Origin of the sequence: Citrobacter sp. RHBSTW-00881, assembly GCF_013728515.1 — a bacterium.
Lineage (GTDB): Bacteria > Pseudomonadota > Gammaproteobacteria > Enterobacterales > Enterobacteriaceae > Citrobacter > Citrobacter braakii.
In genome coordinates this window covers 42480-61857 of the sequence record NZ_CP056269.1, presented here as the reverse complement: position 1 = coordinate 61857, position 19378 = coordinate 42480, and the positions used below count along the sequence as shown (strand labels likewise).

The following is a 19378-nucleotide window of genomic DNA, read 5'->3' as shown; positions in this document are numbered from 1 at the left end:
TTAATGTTGAGAAATATTATATTCTCTATCAACACCGTAATCATCAAAAGCAACGAAACTAATATTTCCAGTTAGTTTTTTGTTGAGTGATATTTTCTCAAAAGGAGAAAATACAGCTATTTTATTTTTAACATCATCTTCCAGATTTACAGTTTTTCCATTTTGCTTAACATTGATTACCGCAAAATAATATGGAGAGTCATTGAACAACACCGTACTGCTTTCATCATTAATAAGTTTAATGTTCTTTTCTGCATTTTCTCTTTTGTCCTTCAATATATCAGGTCGATATATCATTTTCACCTGAGTGTGAAGGGCGATAGACAATGCATTTGCGCCATCTTTTGGTGCCTTCGGAATCTCCTGTACGTTTATCCAAAAGAGAGATTCTTTATCTTTTGGTAGCGCATCATTAATTTTCAGGATACGCAGGATCTGTTTGTGCTGATCGGCCACTTTAAAGAACGTCGGGCTGGGTACAAAATAGACGTTCTTGTCGTCTTGGTCCTGGTTTTCAATCCATATCTGTCCGCCATATTCCTGAGTGGACTGGTTATCAACCTGTACAGAGATATTCTCTCTTTTTTCATCAAACACATAACGTGTGCTGTTAAGGGCAAATGCCGCATGACTTGATGCTGTAAATAACAACAGTGATGCAGAAATGAAAAACTTTCTCAGTGTATTGTTCTTAGCCACACTTAATCTCCTGTACTTTACCCATATCTTTCTGCAGCGATCGTGAATCGAATTTGCAATCACCAACAGAAATGATCCCTTCATCTTTATCTTCAAGATTCATTAACAGAATCCCGCCGTTGTTGACGTAGCCGATTTCCTGATTTTCTGCATTTTTAGCGATGCTTCCCATTGGAATAACAAAACCATTACTGCTGATGACTTTAACGATATACGTGTTAATTTTTCTGTATTTCACTTTTTTATAGATAATCGCGTTTTCCGTCGGCGTCACATTGATTGCGTTTTCTGTTAACTCAACGCTCTGTGGCAAGTTATCCGCATTGACGGTGATGGTATTATTGTTATACGCGGTTAACGGTATGACAGCGCGCCCTTTTTTATCGCCAGGCATGGAGCCATTAAATCTGACGCCTGGCATATCTTCCATTTGTACAACGGCAATTTCATCATTTTTCACTGGCGTAAAAAGAATACCTGCATCTGGCAGTCCGATAATACTTCCGCCAACCTGGAAGGTAGAGCTGGACGAGCTCCCCATTTGCGAATAGCTGGCCGAGGTTTGAACCTCATCAAACAGATAAGAAGCTGAAACCGCACTTCCCGTGGTGTTGCGTGACTGACTGATGGATGCGTTATAACTCAGGCGAGAATTAATGCTTCCCGAAACACCGGTATTGAAATTCGTTCCATTACGGCGATCGTAATTTATGCCAGAGAAGCTATATTGCGATTTATCAAACACGCTAAAGGGCACGCTCAGTGAGATACCGGTGTTATAATCGTTTTCCATCCCCTGCAGTCGGGAATACCCGGCATTCAGAGAGACAGAAATATTATTAAAGCTCTTATTGAGATTCAGGTTTGCACCTACCTCACTGGAACTGTCCCAATAGTCTTCCTTCCATGCCGACATGTTGAAGAACACATTCATTTCCGGAAGCTGATAGGTGATAATCGATTCATATCGCTGTTTAGGCCTGTTGTTTAACAGGCTGTAATAGCGATAGTTAAAATCCGTGTAATCAATATAGTTTTCTGAGTTAAAACGATAACCAATCAACTGTAAATTTGCGTTTTCCCCTAAGGCGCGGGCATATTTCACCGATGCGCTAAAGCCGTTCATGGCTTTACCATTATGGTATTTTGCCTGTGACAGATTGCCACTCATTGCCACGGCGCCAAACCAGCCGAAAGAGCGGATCAGACCCAGACCAATGTTGTTATAGTTTTTATCGACCAGTGCAGAGGTATTGAGCGTAAAGGGCTCAAAACCGTAATCATAAGTCATTTGCGCGAATAAGCTGTCATCATCACGCTTGTTACTGTATTGGTCAACTTTACTCCCCACCGCGATATTGTAATTATAATTTCCGGGTTTTAATAAATTTGGCAGCACGGCGACGGGGAATCGCTGTTCTTTTACCGAACCATCCTCTTCATAAATTTTTAAGATAATGTCGCCAGAATATACGCCGGTCAGATCGTTAATCACAAAAGGACCCGGTGGAACCACGAACGACTTTAATGTGTATCCGCCTTGTTCGACAGTGACACGGGCATGTGTTCTGGCAATACCATTAATGACCGGAGCATAAGACTGCGAGTCCCAGGGATACATATCCTGATTAGACTTTAACTGCGCGCCATAAAAGGTAAAACCATCGTTCAGGGTATTGTAGGACTGGGTTTTACCGATAAGAATATCTGATTTAATCGATTTTATCGCATGTGTTAACAGCAGGTTATTGCTCTCAAACTTTTCTCCCTGATATGCATATCCCCTGCCCAGCAGGACCCATTCGCCGATATTGATCTGGCCTTCGATGTTACCGTATGTTGTCCGATCCTGGTCAGTAGATTTTGACGTATTAAGATCATAGGCGAGTTTGAAACCGGTACTGCCATAATCCCAGGTGCCGCCTTCCTTTTTTGAATCTATAAAGCCAGCCTGAGGCATATCGATTGATAACTCCTGCAAGGAAGGATCCAGTTTCACTTGGCTATTTTTTTCTTTTCCAATATAATAGCACTCTTGGCTAGCATTAAAAAAAGTCTTATAAAATTCTTTGTTAATGTGAATTCCTGAATTTTCTAGCCACTCCTCTGACAGACAAATATATTCAGAATCTTTTTCATTAATATTTAACTCAACGGAGGCAGCAGCTTTTGATTTATTAAATATTATATCGACGAAGTATTTACCAGAAGCGTTTTTGTCGATGTTATTGAGTATCTCAGGTATCTGTTTGCTTCCACCACGAATGAAACTGTAATTAAACTCCTCGGCAAGAGCATATTTTTGAACTAAATGAAAAATAATTAAAAACAAAACCATCCCTTTTTTCATTTATTCTTGCCACCAGTCATAAAATTTAATAAGTAATAGGGAGCAGGCAAGAAAGCACGATGCTCCCTTCTTAGAGTTAACAGCGATTATTTATAAACAATTGAGTAAGTAGCAGCTGCGCTGAAGGCACCCGCAGTAAATGCTGTGCTTGCATTCGGTTTAGCAAGTGCAGCAGCATAATCAAATGACTTGATACCACCCGTTACGTTATAATCAAAAGTGGTGTTCCCTTGTTTAACAGATTTATCTTTAGCACCAGAATTTGAAGCCGTCAGAAGCATAACCGCATTAGTACCATCAGCTACGCTATTGCTCATACCCATTGCATTCAAAGTTGGTGAGCTCCAAGAAATAGTCGCAGCAGTCTTAGTGAGGCAATCTTGTTCTTTAGGGATCAATTTGAAGTTTACGACTGTTCCGGCAGTAGCATTTGTTGCAATTGTCCCTAAATCAACTGTTGAAATATCGCTACCAGTAGAATCTTTAAGATCAATATTACAAGTCGCGCTCGAAACACCCCCCGTAAAGTTTACAGTACCGGTGTTTGGCGCAGCCATAGCACTAGACGCTACACCCAGAACTGCCACAATTGCCGAACCTAAAATCAGCTTTTTCATTTTATACTCCATTAATAGGCTTAATTCATAATTCAGCTCATAACAATCTTAATGAGCGAGACGGAATATATTGCTCTAAAAACTCGCTGGCAAACCAAAAAATAGCAATCATTACTTTTTTATCGGTTTTTTTTATTTGCGATTAGGTTAATTTTATTGTTTCAATTTTTATAACTAACTCTTTTATTTTCAATAGAGCTGATAAAAATAGAAAAAGGTGGCAATAAATCCCTCATTACAATGCTCTTTCAGGATAAAAAAATAAAAGGACGCTTTTTTTTATTGACTGGATCTGATTTTCATTTAAATGTCATTTATTTAAGCGGATAGTGACTGGGGGAAACGTGAATAAGATATACGCGATAAAAAAGAACAGTAAAGATGAGGCCGTTGTCGTTTCAGAAGTCAGTGAAGGTATAAAGAAGAACATCACTCCGCGAGTATCAATAAGCGTACTGCTAGTGAATATGATGGGGATATTATGTTCTGCTGCATCAAATGCTTCTGTTGTCAGCAGTGGGGTTAATTATCAAACATATCGCGATTTCGCTGAAAATAAAGGCTCGTTTAAACCAGATGCAGAAAACATCCCGCTATATGATAAAAATGGAAATGTCTTCACCACGTTAAATAAAGCACCCATGATAGATTTCAGTTCTAATGACAGGACTGGGGTTGCTACATTAGTTGCGCCACAATATATCGTCAGCGTTAAGCACAATGTGGGCTATAAAAAGGTGAAGTTTGGTTACAACGACGACACTACCTACACCCTGGTTGACAGAAATAACCACAAGCGAGACTTCCATACCCCCCGACTAAACAAAATTGTGACAGAGGTTAGCGCTCTGGATATGACTGACGCGGGAACGGCCAAAGGCACATATCAGAATCAGGAGCGGTTCCCCGTTTTCTATCGGGTCGGTACGGGAACGCAATATGTAAAAGATGAGAGTGGTAAACTGACTAAGCTGTCAGGGGCATACTCGTATAAAACCGGGGGGATCGTAAATCATCCGTTTATTTCTGACTGGAGTTTTGTCACTAATACAACAAATACGCCACTTTCCACCTATGGCACACCTGGCGACAGTGGTTCCCCACTTTTTGCCTGGGATGCTAAGCAAAATAAATGGGTTGTCACTGCCGTGCTCAATTCTTACGCAGGTGTGAATGGAAAAACTAACTGGTATACGATCATCCCTGTCGGAGATGTGGCTGATACCATGAAACAGGACGCTGATGCTCCTATTAAATCACAACAAAATGAGGGAGATATTCGCTGGTCATATGATGATAACACAGGCGTTGGCACATTAACCCAGGGTGCAGCCTCATGGTCAATGCATGGCAATTTCGGCCCTACTGCGCCAACCTCATTAAACAGCGGTAAAGATCTCACCTTCCAGGGCGGTGGCACCGTTGTATTAGAACATGCCGTTAACCAAGGTGCAGGAACGCTGACTTTTGATGACGATTATACGGTCAAACCGCTCGACTCTCAGACCTGGGAAGGTGGTGGGATCATTATCAACGGCGATCATAGCGTTGACTGGCAAGTTAATGGTGTTCAGGGCGATAACCTGCACAAACTTGGTGTCGGGACATTAAAAGTTAACGGCACGGGAATCAACCCCGGAGGGCTGAATGTTGGCGAAGGAACTGTCGTCCTGGCACAACGGCCGGATAGCGATGGTAATGTTCAGGCCTTTAATAATGTCAGTATTGTAAGCGGTCGCCCAACCGTTGTTTTAAGCGATGACAAACAGGTCAATCCCGACAATATCAAATGGGGCTATCGCGGCGGTAAGCTCGATATCAACGGTAACAGCCTCACCTTCCATCAGCTGAACGGCGCCGACGATGGGGCGATTCTGACCAACAGCGGGAGTCAGGCCTCCGTCAACCTGGATTTCAACAAGCCAGATGCCACGACGGCGGTTGCCAACATCTGGCACGGCCATTTTACCGGTAATGTTGATGTTAAAAATACCGTGACGCCCGGAACGCAGAACGACTTTGTCATGGATGGAGGGATGAACACGGAGGGAAACTTCACCCAACATAATGGCCGCCTGTTTATTCAGGGGCATCCGGTTGTACATGCCGTCAGTACTCAGGCTGTCGCGGATAAGCTGAAGGCGCTTGGCGACAATTCTGTCCTCACTCAGCCGGTTTCCTTTACCCAAAGTGACTGGGAGACCCGCCAGTTCAGCCTGAAACAGCTTAATCTTTACAATACTGATTTCAGTCTGGCGAGGAATGCCAGCCTCAATACAACGCTTTTTGCAGACCATTCCGCCGTGACGCTGGGTAGTGAAGATCTCTATATCGATCTCAATGACGGTAACGGTGTGAAAACCACGCCGTCATTCGGGCAGTCAAAAGCGACAAACGACGCCGATCGGAGCCGTTTCATCGGCCGCGTACAGCTGAATAACGGTTCTACTCTTAAGATTAATGAGCATTTTACCGGCGGGATTGACAGCGCAGACAGCTCGGTGACGGTGGCGTCCACCGATGCCGTTCTCAACCAGAAAAGCAGCTTCAGCCACTCATCGCTGTCGCTGGCGGATGGCGCGAAGCTGACGGCAACCTTGGGTCTGATTTCTGACAGTGAAGTGGCTGCCGGTGCGGGATCGACACTTTCGCTGTTGTCCGGACAGTACTCGGCTGAGCGCTGGCGCTTTAACGGCCAAGGCACCACGCTGAATGTCGGCACGGGTAGCGTAATAACGGGAAATATTCAGGCGAATGATACTGCCAGCCTGAATTTTGGTACAGCAGAGGAAGCCAGTGAGAATCTGTTCACGGCTTATGGTGGCAACCTGAGTGCGCCACTGGCAGGCGCGGTGATGACGAATACCCTCTGGCAGGCGAACGGGCAGTCCGTGGTGAAATCTCTCGACCTGAAAGGTTCACAGGTGCGCTTTGGCAATACCGGCGCAGCGGGTTCTCTGACGGTGGACACTCTGACGGCCAGCAACAGCCAGTTCATCTTGAACACTGACGGTAAAACGGCAGATACGGTAACGGTTAAGCAGTCGCTGTCCGGTAAAAACAATGCGCTGGTTGTTGTCCCGTCTGTGGCTTCAGTGAGCCAGGGAATGTCATCCGTAGCGTTAGTCACAGCACCGAAAACGACGGCTGCCGATGTGTTCACGCTCAAACCAGTGACACAGCGCGCGGGTATTCATACCTTCACGCCGCAATTGGGCATCGTGGAGAGCGAAAACAGTAAACAATGGCGGCTGGAAGGATTTGACGTGCAGCAGGACAACGCGGCGCTGCAGGCCAGCAAATCAGTTATGAATGCGGGATATAAAAACTTCCTGACAGAGATGAACAACCTGAACTACCGCATGGGCGATCTGCGCAACACCCACGGTGAAACCGGGGCGTGGGCGCGAATCTTCAGCGGTACGGGTTCCGCTGAGGCGGGCAATTCCAACAGCTGGACACATCTGCAGATTGGAGCCGACAGAAAGCACGCGTTTGACGGCGGTGATCTGTTTACCGGTGTGACGGCAACGTTCACTCACAATAGCAGCCATGGTGATGGCTGGTCCGGTCAGACAAAATCAACCGGTATCGGTTTCTATGCTTCCGCGATGTTTGACTCCGGGCTGTATGTGGATGCAATCGGTAAATATGTCCGCCACGATAACCACTATTCGGCAAGCGAAATCGAAATGCCGGAGCAGGATTACCGCTCACATTCCTGGTATCTGGGCACAGAAACCGGCTGGCGCTTCTCGTTACCTGACGAAACCTTTATTCAGCCGCAGACGGAATTGGTTTATGGCTCGGTGTCAGGAAACCGGTTTGACTGGCAGTCTGCAGGCTCAGACATCCGTATGCAGCGTAAGCAGGATAATCCATTGATAGGTCGTACCGGCGTTGATATCGGTAAAACCTTCACAGGTAAAGACTGGAAGTTGACCGCGCTGACGGGCGTTCATTATCAGTATGACCTGTTTAATCCTGCGAAGACGGTCATTCGTGATTTTGCCGGGAAAACGTCCATCAGAAATGGTAAAGATAGCCGGGTAAACTTTAATTTCGGTGTCAATGCTGAAATAAAAGAAAACACCAGGATTAGTCTTAATTTTGAGCGTTCGGCGTTTGGTCATTACGATATTGATAAGGCAATTAACGCCAATATTCGTTATTCATTTTGATTTTAAATTTTGAGCAAGTAAAAGCCTGAATCGATAGTTCAGGTTTTTTTATGGATTAATTGCAAGTGATAATTAAATCCATTTACACTATAAGCTGTGGTACATAATTTTATCGCAATAGACTATTTTTTAGGGTGGTTTTTGTACTTTTCATACCTTATAGTCACTTTTAGTTAAGGTGTCTAATACATTTGATAGCGAAGAGTTCTTATGTCCATTGCTTTTTTATTGGCAAGTAAAAATGCTTTTTTCAATTACGGATTATCATTGCTCGCCAATGACAATTCAGATATTAAATGTTACGAGTACAGGAATTTTTATTCTGCTCATGAAATACTGAATAAATATAAAAAAGTCTATTTGGTTTGTGACAGGGATGATTACTTATCTTACTGCTTTTTGATGGAAAAATTCCCGGTAACCTGCCTCTGCTTTAAGCAGGTATCATACCAGAATGAGCAGCTGCGTGTATTCTCAAGCCGAACACCTTCGCCTGCTTCAGTGTTCAATGGCTTGACGGATGATGAACGAAAAATAGTCTATCTGTATTTTTTTAAGAGGAAGAGAATCGGAGAAATCGCGACGCTAACGCAGCTAAAAGAGAGCAGTATTTATTATAAAATACAATCGATTAAACGCAAACTGGGGGCAGAATCCAGCCGAAAACTTCCAATATTGCTTAAGAATTTTTTTCTTGCACCGAATGTGTGATTACCATATTTCCGCACTATTTCTCATTGAAAATATTAAAATTGTTAATTATCTCACCAAAGCCACTGGGTAACTCTTTGTATTTCAAAGAAATACATAGTTAAAAAACAAATAATTAGAATTATACACTTTTTCTATTATTAAAAAATTCCGAGTTTACATGGCTGATAACCCATGAAATTATATGCATGCAAAGCATGGGGGTGACTGTATGAATAGCCAAAGTGCTTTAAGTAACCTTATTTTTCCGGCTAAGGAAAATTTTGCACACAACAATCTGTTGGTGCTGAAAAAAATCCGTTTTTATAACTGTGCGATTATCTATCTGCGGGATGCGCAACTGCTTATAAAAACAAAAGATGGGCAGTCCTTTAATGTTCCCCCTGAATCACTTTGTTACGTCGAAAAAAACACCGTGATTGATATTACATTAAAAGTGTTAGGCAAAGGTGTTCCCTATGAGCTCTATCAAGTTGACAGTGATGTATTGAGTTGTATCTGTAAAGTGATGGAACCGCTTCTGTTGGATCCGCAAAGCGTTAACCAGATGCGGCGTAAAATATTTACTTGTCCTGTTGATGAAACAGATACAAAAATTTTCAAACGATTAACTGGAAGCGATGTCCCACAACACCGACAAGTTTATAAAATAACTTATCTTCTTTCTAAAATGAGGGATATAGAATCGTTAGTTTATTCCTTATCAGTATCAACGGATACCACCTTTACTGAGCGGCTGAAGTCAATCATTGAAGCTGATCTCTCTAAATCTTGGAAGCTGGCAGATCTGGCGAGCATTTTACATATGTCGGAGGTGTCGATTCGTAAAAAGCTGGAGAAAGAGAGTAATAATTTTAATACGCTAGTGCTGGATATTCGCATGCATCAGGCGGCAAAACTCATCACCACTACCGAGAAGCATATTAATAGAATCGCCAATGAAGTGGGCTACACCAGTACATCTTATTTTATTCGTAACTTTAAAGAGTTCTTTGGCATTACACCGAAGCAGTTTGCTTTGAAAGTAAAAAAATAGTCCTGATGATTTATACATACCATTTTCCTTAAATTATTCTTCTATATCTTTAAGGAACTCCACAGAAAAAAACGGCTTTGGCGCAACAGGTGGGGGGATTGCTGAAATCTTTATCCGGCCTCCCCCCCACAAAAAATAAAGCCGCCGATCGGTTAATCAGCGGCTTTCTGTCACCTGCAGTTACGTCAGAAGTTATATTTCACACCCAGCATACCCCGAGTATCGCTGTAGCCTTTGTCACCAACCTGTTGGGCCACGTTGCTCCACACGTTGAGGCGCGGAGTGATTTGACCTTCAACGCCGACTTTCAGCTCGCCAATGTTCTTGGTGCCACGCATGTCGTTGCTCACATCATCCATCTTCACGCGAGTCGTCTGCGTGTTGTGGATCCAGTTGGCTTCAACAAACGGCTGGAACTCACGAGATTTATTGTCGTCGATGGCGTTGTGACCGTTGATAAAGGCTTTTACCCCCAGACGGGTCATCAGGTTGCCATCGGTGTTGTCCTTCACGCGGGTACCGTTCGCTTCCCGGTGGCTGTCGGCCTGCACGTCCATCCACACCACCTGAGCTTTCGGTTGCAGCCAATAGCTGTTGCGCTCGTTTTCACCCAGTTTGAAGCTGTAACCGGCTTCAACAGAAGCGGTGATCCCGCTGGATTTATATTTCTCCGTCGCCTGCTCCTGGCCCATCACCTTGTTATCAAACCAGTTGTACAGCATCCAGGTGTCTACATAAGTGCCGGTCTTGTCAGCGTCATTAGCATACCAGGTGCCGTACAGTCCCACGCTGTAACCAGTGACCTGACCACGTGAATGGTAGCCGGTCAGACTGGACTGCGTGCGGTTCTGGCTGTTGGCATAACCAGCCATCGCGCCGAGGTGCCAGCGGTCGAGACCGTCGCTGCTCCACTGCGCCAGGTCACCGCCTAACTGCAAGACATAGCTGTTGCTTTGGGTTTTCAACTGCCCGCTACCGTCTTTGAAGCGGGTATGTGCCCCGACGTTACGCATCCACAGACTGGTGACTTTTTTCTCGCCCGTCAGCATATCGACGTACTGCGTTTCGCCCAGACGATCGTGGAGTCGGGTCATGAACAGCGTGTTAGCAGCGTAGTTGTTCGCCAGATAACTGCCTGCTTCCGGGCGGTACTGCTGCTCAGTGACAGGGGGCGCAACAGGTTCTTCCGGCTCAGGGATAATCGGGTCGACAGGATCGACCGGGTCCGGGTCAACAGGACCTGGGTCAATAGGGTCAACCGGGTCCGGGTCAACGGGATCTGGGTCAATAGGGTCAACCGGGTCCGGATCGACGGGGTCCGGCTCTTCCGGATCCGGCGGAGCAGGAATAAAGCTGGTCAGATACCAGTTGCTGCCCTTTTGCACCACGTTATAGTCGTACGCACCGGCAACAATACGGCCCGCTTTCTCAAAAGTACCGTCAGAATTACCGGCCACTTCGATGATCTCAATACCTTCAATGGTTTGCGCCCCGGTTCCGCCAATATTGTTCACTGCCACAAATGCGTTACCCGCGGTGTTGCCGAGCACTTTCAGCTTGTCGGTTTCAGAGGCATCGTCATTCAGGACGGTATTGAAAACGAGTTTTCCGCCGTTGCCGGTAAAATCTTCATTGATAGTAAGCGTCTGCCACGGTTCGCCGTCAGCATGCCCAAAGTTCACCACTGACCCGCCGTTCAGCGTCAGGTCGGTGAGCGTTGAGCTGTTGGTCATGTTCCAGGTCGCATCGCTCATTTGCAGCGAGATAACCCCCGTCCCGGCAGTGGCGCTGGTGACGTATGACGCCCCACTCCACAACGAGTTGTCGGTCATATTGAGTTTGATGGTACTGTTTTGCTGCGGCTGGGTGTTGTTTGCGGCAATAGCACCGGCTGCGTGAAGATCGCCATCGATGAGGAAACGCCCGCCAGTAGAACCGTCGACGATGCCTCCCGTTTCTGTACTGATGGCATAGCTTTCATTGCTGTGATTGCCCGCCATAGCAATAGTAGCGCCGCCACCGAGATTTACCGTGCCGCGTGAAATCGCATACAGGCCGCGTGGGGCCTTGCTGAATGAGTAAACTTTATCGATGCTGTTAACACGAATCGTCGCATTATCACCCAGATTCACCGTCGCATTATAGGAATAGACCGCATGGGCGCTGGCTCCGCTCACCGAAATAGTGGCGTTATTGCCCAGTTCCGTTTTGGAAGATGAGGCGGCGTAGACCCCTATTGAGGAAGTGCCCGATGTCTCGATGGTGGCGTCATTGCCAAGGCGGATTGAGGACCCGCTCTGTCCGGAGCGGATTCCCTCTGAGCTGTTACCGGTAGTCACAATGTGGGCACGATCGCCGACAATAATCGTATTTTTGGCAAGCGTTGCGTCTCTAAACGCGTTGGCGGTGATGCCACGTCCCTGGTTACCGGTGGTTTGAATATACAGATCGTCGCCGACGTAGATGTTTGCTGAGCCTATCCCACCCTGACCGATGGCGTTGTATCCGGCGTTAATACCATCACCATCCTGGCCGTCCACATAAATACTGGTGCGATCCCCGGTGATAATAAAGACTGGATTATCCGGCGTATTAGCCCCGTGCGTGCGGATACCGTCAACATCTTTACCATTATTAGCGGCATTCTTTGACTGTGTGCGAATCGTAAGGTCGTCACCGAAAATAACGCCCGGGCTACCCGTCGCGCTGTTCTGAATAACGGTAATGGTGTGTTCGAAGGCTTCTCCTCCTGGCCCATTCAGCGTTAATCCATGACCATAAACGGGAATGGTACCGGCACTCCACTGATAAACATAATTCGGCGTTTCGCTGTTTTTTTTGAAACTGTCATTCGTCTGTGCAGGAAATAAAGCCTGCAACTCCGGCGAAAGACTGCTCACCAATCCACTGGCAGGAAGACTATCAATATCAATCCAGGCCGCGTGGGTTGAAAATACCATTGACGTTAACGCGGTTGATACCGCTATCGCAATGCGTGAGTAATGCTTAGGTTTTTTCATAATAGCCTCCTGCTTTCGGGCGTAGGGCGTCCACCACATCGCAAAGATGTGAAAATAGTAAAAATCAAAAATGCGTTATAAAATATTCGACAGTATTTGATGAATGCTATGGCCTAATTTATCTTCAAGCCTGAGCTTGTAGACATATATTTTCTTAATATCTATATTATCTATTTTGGTAATTTGCTGAATACTTTTCCCTGACACAAACCGCTTCAGTAATATCATTTCTGTATAGTTGAGTGAGCGTCCGCGTTTACTGTTCGCAAGGTGGCCGGTAAATAATCGGCGAATTTTCTGATGCTGAACTTCATCATCATCATCGGAATATATAATCCCTTGTATTTTATTGCTTTTCGACAGCCAGTAGTTGGCTAACGGCGCGAGATTCCTGTCCGCTATCAACACAATATACATACCGCTGTAGGCCAGCCGGTCAACCCATTGCGGATCGGCGAACAGGCGCAGGTTTGGGAAGGAAAAGTCCACAAAAATAAACCCACGCGACAAATGATTTTGATTATTAAGGAGAAGTTTTTCAATAATTCCTTTTTGCAGAAAACTATTTCCCTCTGGCCAGATCGCAAAAGTGGCTCGGTGACAGTAGCTGGCGCGTACCACAGTATCCGGAAATAATTGACAGGATAATTCACAGCTTATGCAACGAACACTCTGTGATGGTGATCTCTTCATCAAAAATGACTCCTGTTATTTTTCCATAAATATTTCATTGGTAAATAAATGTGTCAATCCGACACGTGTGACATTCCTTGTCAGTTAATAACAGTGACACCTAAAAAATGTAATAAACTCCTGATATGTTATTATGTATAGGCTATAAGTAATGCGATTGCGCTAAGCTTTTTTCTGCTTTATCTCAGAATAACAGTCTGGGTATTAGGAATTTTATGCATAAATCCAAATCCCAGAATAAAAATTAAAAAAGCACTATTTGCTAAAAATTAACCAATGAAAGGGGCTCTTATTAATTACACAATCCTGATAACTCAATCCCCCTTGAAGTGCTGTTGATAAATATAATGAGAATTCAGATAAAACTGTAATGAATTCTCATTATTTAACATTAGTTAATACTCACCTAAGAATTTACACACGTAACACGTTGTATTTAAAGTATTTTTAATCCTTAAGTGAAATTCTTATCTTCGATCACGTACAAAGAGTGAGGCATATTCACGATTTGGATGTAAAATTTAAGGTATGTGTAGGCACACGCGGTGATACGTTATAGTTACTGAGGGCTGGGCAATTGTACCTTATCAATCAGTTGGTCGAATTTAATCCTGACAGCAAAAGTCTGGTCAATCGTCAGACCGGGCGCGCAATACAACTTCAGCTCCCAGCTTCGCTTTGCTTTCTCTATTTAATTACTCACGCAAGTGACATTGTTTCGCAGAACACATTGATAAAAGTGGGTTGGGGTGAGAGAAATAATGTGACCACAACCAACACATTTTACCAGGCTATTCTGACGCTACGTAACGCGCTGGCGGATGTGGGTCTGCCACGTGATACGGTGAAAACTATTTCACGACGCGGACTCAGATTAAATGGAAATACGCAGGTAGAGGCGATAACGCATCTTCAGAGTGAAGTTTTCCAGTCACCGCTAATAGAGGAATACGCGCCCCCAAAGATAATTCCTCCCGCGGCACAACAAACGACGCGGGTCCCCTGGTGGAATATTATATTTAGCGCTGGCATCGTTATTGCCACTTTGATTATCTGGCTGGTGTGGTATCAGACACGTCCTGTTATGCCGTTTAGTAAATTCATTTCTGTTTCTATGCAGGTCCCATCTCGGCAAAACTGTAAAATTTATTACTCACTGAATGATCACGATCAGGAAAATTATTTCAATCTGATGCAACTGCACCCTTCTCTCTGTGAAAACAACAAGCATGTTTTCCTTTCTGGCTACCGTAAAGCGGAGAGGATCGTGGCATTTGTTTGTGATAAAGATGCACGGGTAGATGCGTACGCGTTTTGTACTACCCATTATTACTGGATGCGCGGGCAATGAAAAAAATACACCACCTTATTTTAATCGTAATCGGCGTGGCGACATTGCTCGGCTCAGGCGGATGGCTATGGCATTCACGCTATGCCGAAAAGCAGCTAAATTGCGTTGGAAATGTCGAATGGAATATTGGCAGCAACCGCTTTGCAGGTACGGTTTCATTTCGGATGTACAAAGATGCAGGGCTAGCGACCATTACCGGAAAACTGTACGGACGTAATACCTCAGACATTAGCAGGAACATCTATTTCAGTTATACCCGGCAGCACGAAGCCCGAGTGCTACAGGCAATGCAGGTGGTCAAAACCTTCGCTGATAGCGCCGATGAAGCTGATATTAACAACACATTACCCGGATTTTACCGTCAAAGCGGGCGAAACCTGAGCCTGGTTATGGAGGAGTATAAGGGCGCATGGATTTTTGCCAGCTCAAATGTCCCCTCGCTGTATTGCCGCAAAAGGTAACGTCATATCCGGATACAAAAAGCACGCCCCCTTCAATAGAATTCATATTTGCCATCATCGACTTACGCGACATGGGTCACTGAATCCACTCATATCCCATTGCTATTCTTCATCCCGAATCAGGAAACATCCTGAATACCACGATATCCATTGCGCAATAATTAAGCGAAATGGGCGTTTTATTTTGCCCAGAAGACTTCAACCTACGGATGGATATTTGGAGAAGACGTGGACAGGGGCGTTTATCTCTCTCGCGAGCAATGTCTGAGCGTTCAGGCGTTATCGCATTTCAGGAAACGGTGTGTTTCCGGTGTATTTTTGGCGTACATATGAGGGATACGTAATGTTTACTTTTAAAAAGTGCCTGATTGCACTTTCTATAAATTTGGCCGTTGTTTCATCAGGTTTTGCTTGTACGACCCTATTGGTCGGTAATGAAGCATCAGCGGACGGCTCCATGCTGGTAGCCCGTAGCGCTGACAGCGATGCCCTGAAAGCGCAGCATTTTGTCATTCATCCGGCCAAGCAGAATCAGACCGGGATATACAGCACCAAAGCACATAATGGCGCGAATGACTTTACCTGGCCGCTACCCAAAAACTCTCTGCGTTATACCACCGTTCCAAACTGGAAAACCCAACTGCACGGCGCGACCGGATTTAACGAATTGGGCGTTGGCGTGAGCGGTACAGAATCTATTTTTGCCTCAGCAAAAGCGCTGGCTGCCGACCCCTACGTTGAAGATAAAGGGATCACCGAAGATGATATCCCGGATATTCTGTTGTCCCAGAGCAAAACCGCGCGTGAAGCCGTGGCGTTACTGGGTCATATCGTTGAGACCGTCGGCGCTGGGGAAGGTTTTGGCGTGGCCGTCGTCGACGATAACGAAATCTGGTACCTGGAAACCGGCAGCGGTCACCAGTGGATGGCGCAACGCCTGCCGAGTAACCAGTATTTTGCCACCGGTAATCAGGGCCGCTTACAGGATTACGACCCTAAAAACCCGGACATGATGGCGTCAAAAAACCTGATTCAATTTGCGACCGATAAAGGTCTGTATGAACCGGCAAAAGATGGCAAATTCAACTTCTCCAAAGCCTATACCCGTGATGATGAGCGTGACCGCACGTATAACGATCCTCGCGTATGGACCATCCAGAAAGAGTTCAATCCTTCCGTAAATCAGGATATGGCCAAAGGGCGCGAATTCCCGGTGTTCATGACGCCAGAGAAGAAGATGACGCTGGATGATGTGAAGGCCGTGCTGCGTAACCATTACGAAGGCACCAGCCATGACCCGTACACCAACGGTCTGAACGGCAAAGAGCCATGGCGTCCGGTTAGCGTCTTCCGCACCTATGAAGCACACGTGATGCAGGTCCGTCCGTGGTTGCCAAAAGAGATTGGTGAAACGACCTACATTGGTCTGGGTATGGCCGACCTCACCGCGTTTGTTCCGTACTACAGCGGCCTGAAAGCGTATCCGGCAAACTATACGATGGGTACCGATAAAGCGGACGATCAGTCCATTTACTGGAAATACCGTAAGTTACAGACGCTGACGATGACCGATTATCCGAAGCTCGCGCCAATCGTCAAAAAAGCCTACAAAGCATGGGAAGATAAAGTGGCGAAGGAGCAAAAAGAGGTCGAAGCAAAATATCTGAAGATGGCGAAAACCGATAAACCTGCCGCAGATAAGATGCTGAATGACTTCAACTTGCGCATCATGGCCGATGCCGAGAAGCTGACGGAAGATCTGACTAATCAGCTCTTTACCATCCGCACTAAAGACATTCAGTCTGATATCTTCTTTGCAAACGCTGCGAAAAAAGACTGAGTAACGGCACGATGACATGCTGGCGCAAAGTACTTATTAGCTTTGCGTCAATGTGTCACACCGCGCCTTCACGGCGTCATGCAGCAGACGGACCGCCGTTGAAAGCTGCTTACGATGTGGGCAAATCATATTTAGCGGGGTTTTCTCGCCCAGGTAATCTGGCATCAGTAGCTGCAATCGTCCATCACGCACATCCTCGCTGACATCCAGCCACGACTTGTACGCGATGCCTTCTCCGGCAATCGCCAGCCGTCGGATTACTTCAGCATCGTCGCTCATAATGGTGCCGTTAACCTGCACACTGCTAACCTCGCCGTTATGCGTAAACGTCCAGCGATCGTGCAGGCGTCCGCGTAAGACGAAGGTCATGGCGTTGAGCTGTGTTAAATCATCCGGAGTTTGCGGCGCGCCGTTTTGCACAACCCATTCCGGTGATGCCACCAGCACGCGTCGGTTACCCGGTGCGACAGGCAGCGCAATGTAAGATGCGTCTTCGGTGTTGCCATAGCGAAACGCTACATCGACGGGGTCTTTAAAGACATCCGTCACCTGGTCGGAGAAAAAAATCCGCAGGCGCAGCGCGGGATAGCGGCGTCGAAACGACTGAAAGACCGGCAGCAGTAGGTTCCGACCGAGATCGGAAGGTACAGCGATTTGCAGCGTGCCTGAAACTTCATCTTCCGGGGTCTGAATTTTTTGCAGTCCGGCATGCATCACGTCCAGCATCTGGCGGGCATAGGGTAGCCAGACCTCACCTTCCGGCGTCAGGCGCAGACTGCGCGTGGAGCGGGCGAACAAGCGGATAGCCAGCGTAGATTCCAGGCGCTTAATAGCAGAACTGACCTGAGCTGGCTGAACGCCGACTTCGCGTGCGGCATCGCTAAAACTATTCAGCGCCGCGGCGCGGACAAACAACGTGAGATCTTCAAGCCGGAACATTTTCACTCCCCGAGTATAAGTCCTGTCGCCGAAGGGCTATTTTTCCCGTTCTGCTACCGGTTTACCATCGAATTATTCAACAGATAGAAGGTTTATTAACCGGAGAGATTATGAAAGCCATCGCTATTACCCGCGCCGCAACCGACGGCAGTAACATTGAATTTTTACAAGAGATTGACCTGCCCATGCCCGTCGCCTCCGGGCACGATCTGCTGGTTGAAGTGAAGGCCATTTCCGTCAATCCCGTTGACACCAAGGTCCGCGAAGGTTTTAACGCTGATGTGCCCCGCGTGCTGGGTTGGGACGCCGTTGGCGTAGTGAAGTCCGTGGGTGAAGCAGTCACTCTGTTCGCTCCTGGCGATGAAGTCTGGTACGCCGGTGCGCTGGGTCGCGCTGGCAGTAACAGTGAATTTCAGCTGGTTGATGAACGTATTACCGCGCTGAAGCCGCAATCTCTGGACAACGCTTCTGCTGCGGCACTGCCGCTGACCGCCATCACCGCCTGGGAAATGCTGTTCGACCGCCTGGGCGTTGAGGAAAATGGCAATGAAAATGATGTGTTATTGATTGTTGGCGCTGCTGGCGGCGTCGGTTCTATCCTGACGCAACTGGCCAGTAAGCTGACCAAAATGACTGTCATCGGTACCGCTTCACGTCCACAGAGCCAGAAATGGGTACGTGAAGCAGGCGCTCATCATGTGATTGACCACAGCAAGCCGCTGATGGAAGAGCTGGCTCGGATAGGCATTAAAGAGGTGACGCACGTTGCCAGCCTGAACAATACCGAGCAGCACTACCCGCAAATTATTGCCGCCCTGGCGCCGCAGGGCAAACTGGCGCTGATTGACGATCCGCAAACCCTCGATGCACGTCCACTGAAGGCCAAAAGCATTTCGCTGCACTGGGAATTTATGTTTACCCGTTCGATGTTTACCACCCACGACATCATTGCGCAGCATCAGCTATTAACCCGCGTGGCACAGTTGATCGATGACAACACCATTCGCACCACGCTGGGCGAGCATTTTGGCGCAATCAACGCGGCGAATCTGCAAAAAGCGCACGCGCAAATTGAAACCGGTCGTTCAGTCGGCAAGATTGTGCTGGAGGGGTTTTAACATGTCTGATTCAGAGGTGATTTCAATTATTGCGGTACTGAAAGCCAGACCGGGGAAAATCGACGCACTAAAACAGGCGCTGCAGGCTCTGCTGCTGCCCACGCACCAGGAGCCGGGCAATATTGAGTATGCCCTGTTCCAGTTGCGCGACACACCGGATGTCTTCTACGTTCGTGAATCCTGGCGCGGTCAGGCCGGTCTGGACGAGCATATCGCCCTGCCCCATTTCCAGACGTTTATTCTACAAATGAACGAGCTGCTGGCCGAACCGCTACGACTGGATTATCTGACGCCGATTGCGCCGTAAGATGACTGCCGAAGCCCCCTGCGGTGTGGGGGGCTGTGCCCGTCATGTCTCACTC

Annotated in this window: 14 protein-coding genes; 8 read left to right on the top strand and 6 right to left on the bottom strand. The window is 46.7% G+C overall.

What is annotated here, in order from left to right; all coding sequences use genetic code 11:
* From HV311_RS00285 to HV311_RS00275, 3 genes are all read right to left on the bottom strand, one after another.
* A complete protein-coding gene (locus HV311_RS00285) occupies positions 1 to 699 on the bottom strand; it encodes a fimbrial chaperone (protein ID WP_191220592.1) in 699 nt (232 codons plus the stop codon).
* A complete protein-coding gene (gene pefC / locus HV311_RS00280) occupies positions 692 to 3049 on the bottom strand; it encodes a PefC/AfrB family outer membrane usher protein (protein WP_191220591.1) in 2358 nt (785 codons plus the stop codon). Before pefC ends, HV311_RS00285 begins: the two co-directional genes overlap by 8 nt.
* 86 nt (positions 3050 to 3135) lie before the next feature.
* Positions 3136 to 3666, bottom strand: a complete 531-nt coding sequence (locus HV311_RS00275; RefSeq protein WP_049282824.1) for a fimbrial protein — start codon at positions 3664 to 3666, stop codon at positions 3136 to 3138.
* Positions 3667 to 4010: 344 nt separating this feature from the next.
* Here HV311_RS00275 and HV311_RS00270 point away from each other — a divergent pair, with 344 nt between their 5' ends.
* The 3 genes from HV311_RS00270 to HV311_RS00260 all read left to right on the top strand — a co-directional run bounded on the left by HV311_RS00270 (position 4011) and on the right by HV311_RS00260 (position 9594).
* Complete coding sequence (locus HV311_RS00270; RefSeq protein WP_191220590.1) at positions 4011 to 7847, top strand: S6 family peptidase; 3837 nt, start codon at positions 4011 to 4013, stop codon at positions 7845 to 7847.
* Between the two features lie 210 nt (positions 7848 to 8057).
* Positions 8058 to 8558, top strand: a complete 501-nt coding sequence (locus HV311_RS00265) for a helix-turn-helix transcriptional regulator (protein WP_191220589.1) — start codon at positions 8058 to 8060, stop codon at positions 8556 to 8558.
* Positions 8559 to 8769: 211 nt separating this feature from the next.
* Entirely contained in the window at positions 8770 to 9594 is an 825-nt protein-coding gene (locus tag HV311_RS00260) for an AraC family transcriptional regulator (protein ID WP_049282827.1), read from the top strand.
* 185 nt (positions 9595 to 9779) lie between these two features.
* Here the strand turns inward: HV311_RS00260 and misL are convergent, their stop codons facing one another.
* Both misL and HV311_RS00250 read right to left on the bottom strand, forming a co-directional pair.
* A complete protein-coding gene (gene misL, locus HV311_RS00255) occupies positions 9780 to 12614 on the bottom strand; it encodes an intestinal colonization autotransporter adhesin MisL (RefSeq protein ID WP_191220588.1) in 2835 nt (944 codons plus the stop codon).
* 75 nt (positions 12615 to 12689) lie between these two features.
* Positions 12690 to 13307: a helix-turn-helix transcriptional regulator gene (locus HV311_RS00250; RefSeq protein ID WP_046276006.1), complete on the bottom strand. Its 618-nt coding sequence runs from the start codon at positions 13305 to 13307 to the stop codon at positions 12690 to 12692.
* A 577-nt stretch (positions 13308 to 13884) separates the two neighbouring features.
* Between HV311_RS00250 and HV311_RS00245 the strand changes: the two genes are divergently transcribed.
* From HV311_RS00245 to HV311_RS00235, 3 genes are all read left to right on the top strand, one after another.
* Positions 13885 to 14658, top strand: a complete 774-nt coding sequence (locus HV311_RS00245) for a winged helix-turn-helix domain-containing protein (RefSeq protein WP_047358481.1) — start codon at positions 13885 to 13887, stop codon at positions 14656 to 14658.
* On the top strand, positions 14655 to 15119 hold the full coding sequence (locus tag HV311_RS00240; RefSeq protein WP_016155024.1) for a hypothetical protein: 465 nt from the start codon (positions 14655 to 14657) through the stop codon (positions 15117 to 15119). The genes HV311_RS00245 and HV311_RS00240 overlap by 4 nt, the downstream gene beginning before the upstream one ends.
* A 343-nt stretch (positions 15120 to 15462) precedes the next feature.
* Positions 15463 to 16959, top strand: coding sequence for a C69 family dipeptidase (locus tag HV311_RS00235; RefSeq protein ID WP_094168810.1), 1497 nt, complete (start codon positions 15463 to 15465; stop codon positions 16957 to 16959).
* 36 nt (positions 16960 to 16995) lie between these two features.
* Here the strand turns inward: HV311_RS00235 and HV311_RS00230 are convergent, their stop codons facing one another.
* Positions 16996 to 17898 (bottom strand): LysR family transcriptional regulator, encoded by a 903-nt coding sequence (locus HV311_RS00230; protein ID WP_191220587.1) that lies wholly within the window; start codon positions 17896 to 17898, stop codon positions 16996 to 16998.
* Positions 17899 to 18008: 110 nt separating this feature from the next.
* Here HV311_RS00230 and HV311_RS00225 point away from each other — a divergent pair, with 110 nt between their 5' ends.
* Together HV311_RS00225 and HV311_RS00220 are read left to right on the top strand one after the other, a co-directional pair.
* On the top strand, positions 18009 to 19016 hold the full coding sequence (locus HV311_RS00225; RefSeq protein WP_016155033.1) for a zinc-binding alcohol dehydrogenase family protein: 1008 nt from the start codon (positions 18009 to 18011) through the stop codon (positions 19014 to 19016).
* Between the two features lies 1 nt (position 19017).
* Positions 19018 to 19323 (top strand): putative quinol monooxygenase, encoded by a 306-nt coding sequence (locus tag HV311_RS00220; protein ID WP_016155034.1) that lies wholly within the window; start codon positions 19018 to 19020, stop codon positions 19321 to 19323.
* Positions 19324 to 19378 lie beyond the last annotated feature (55 nt).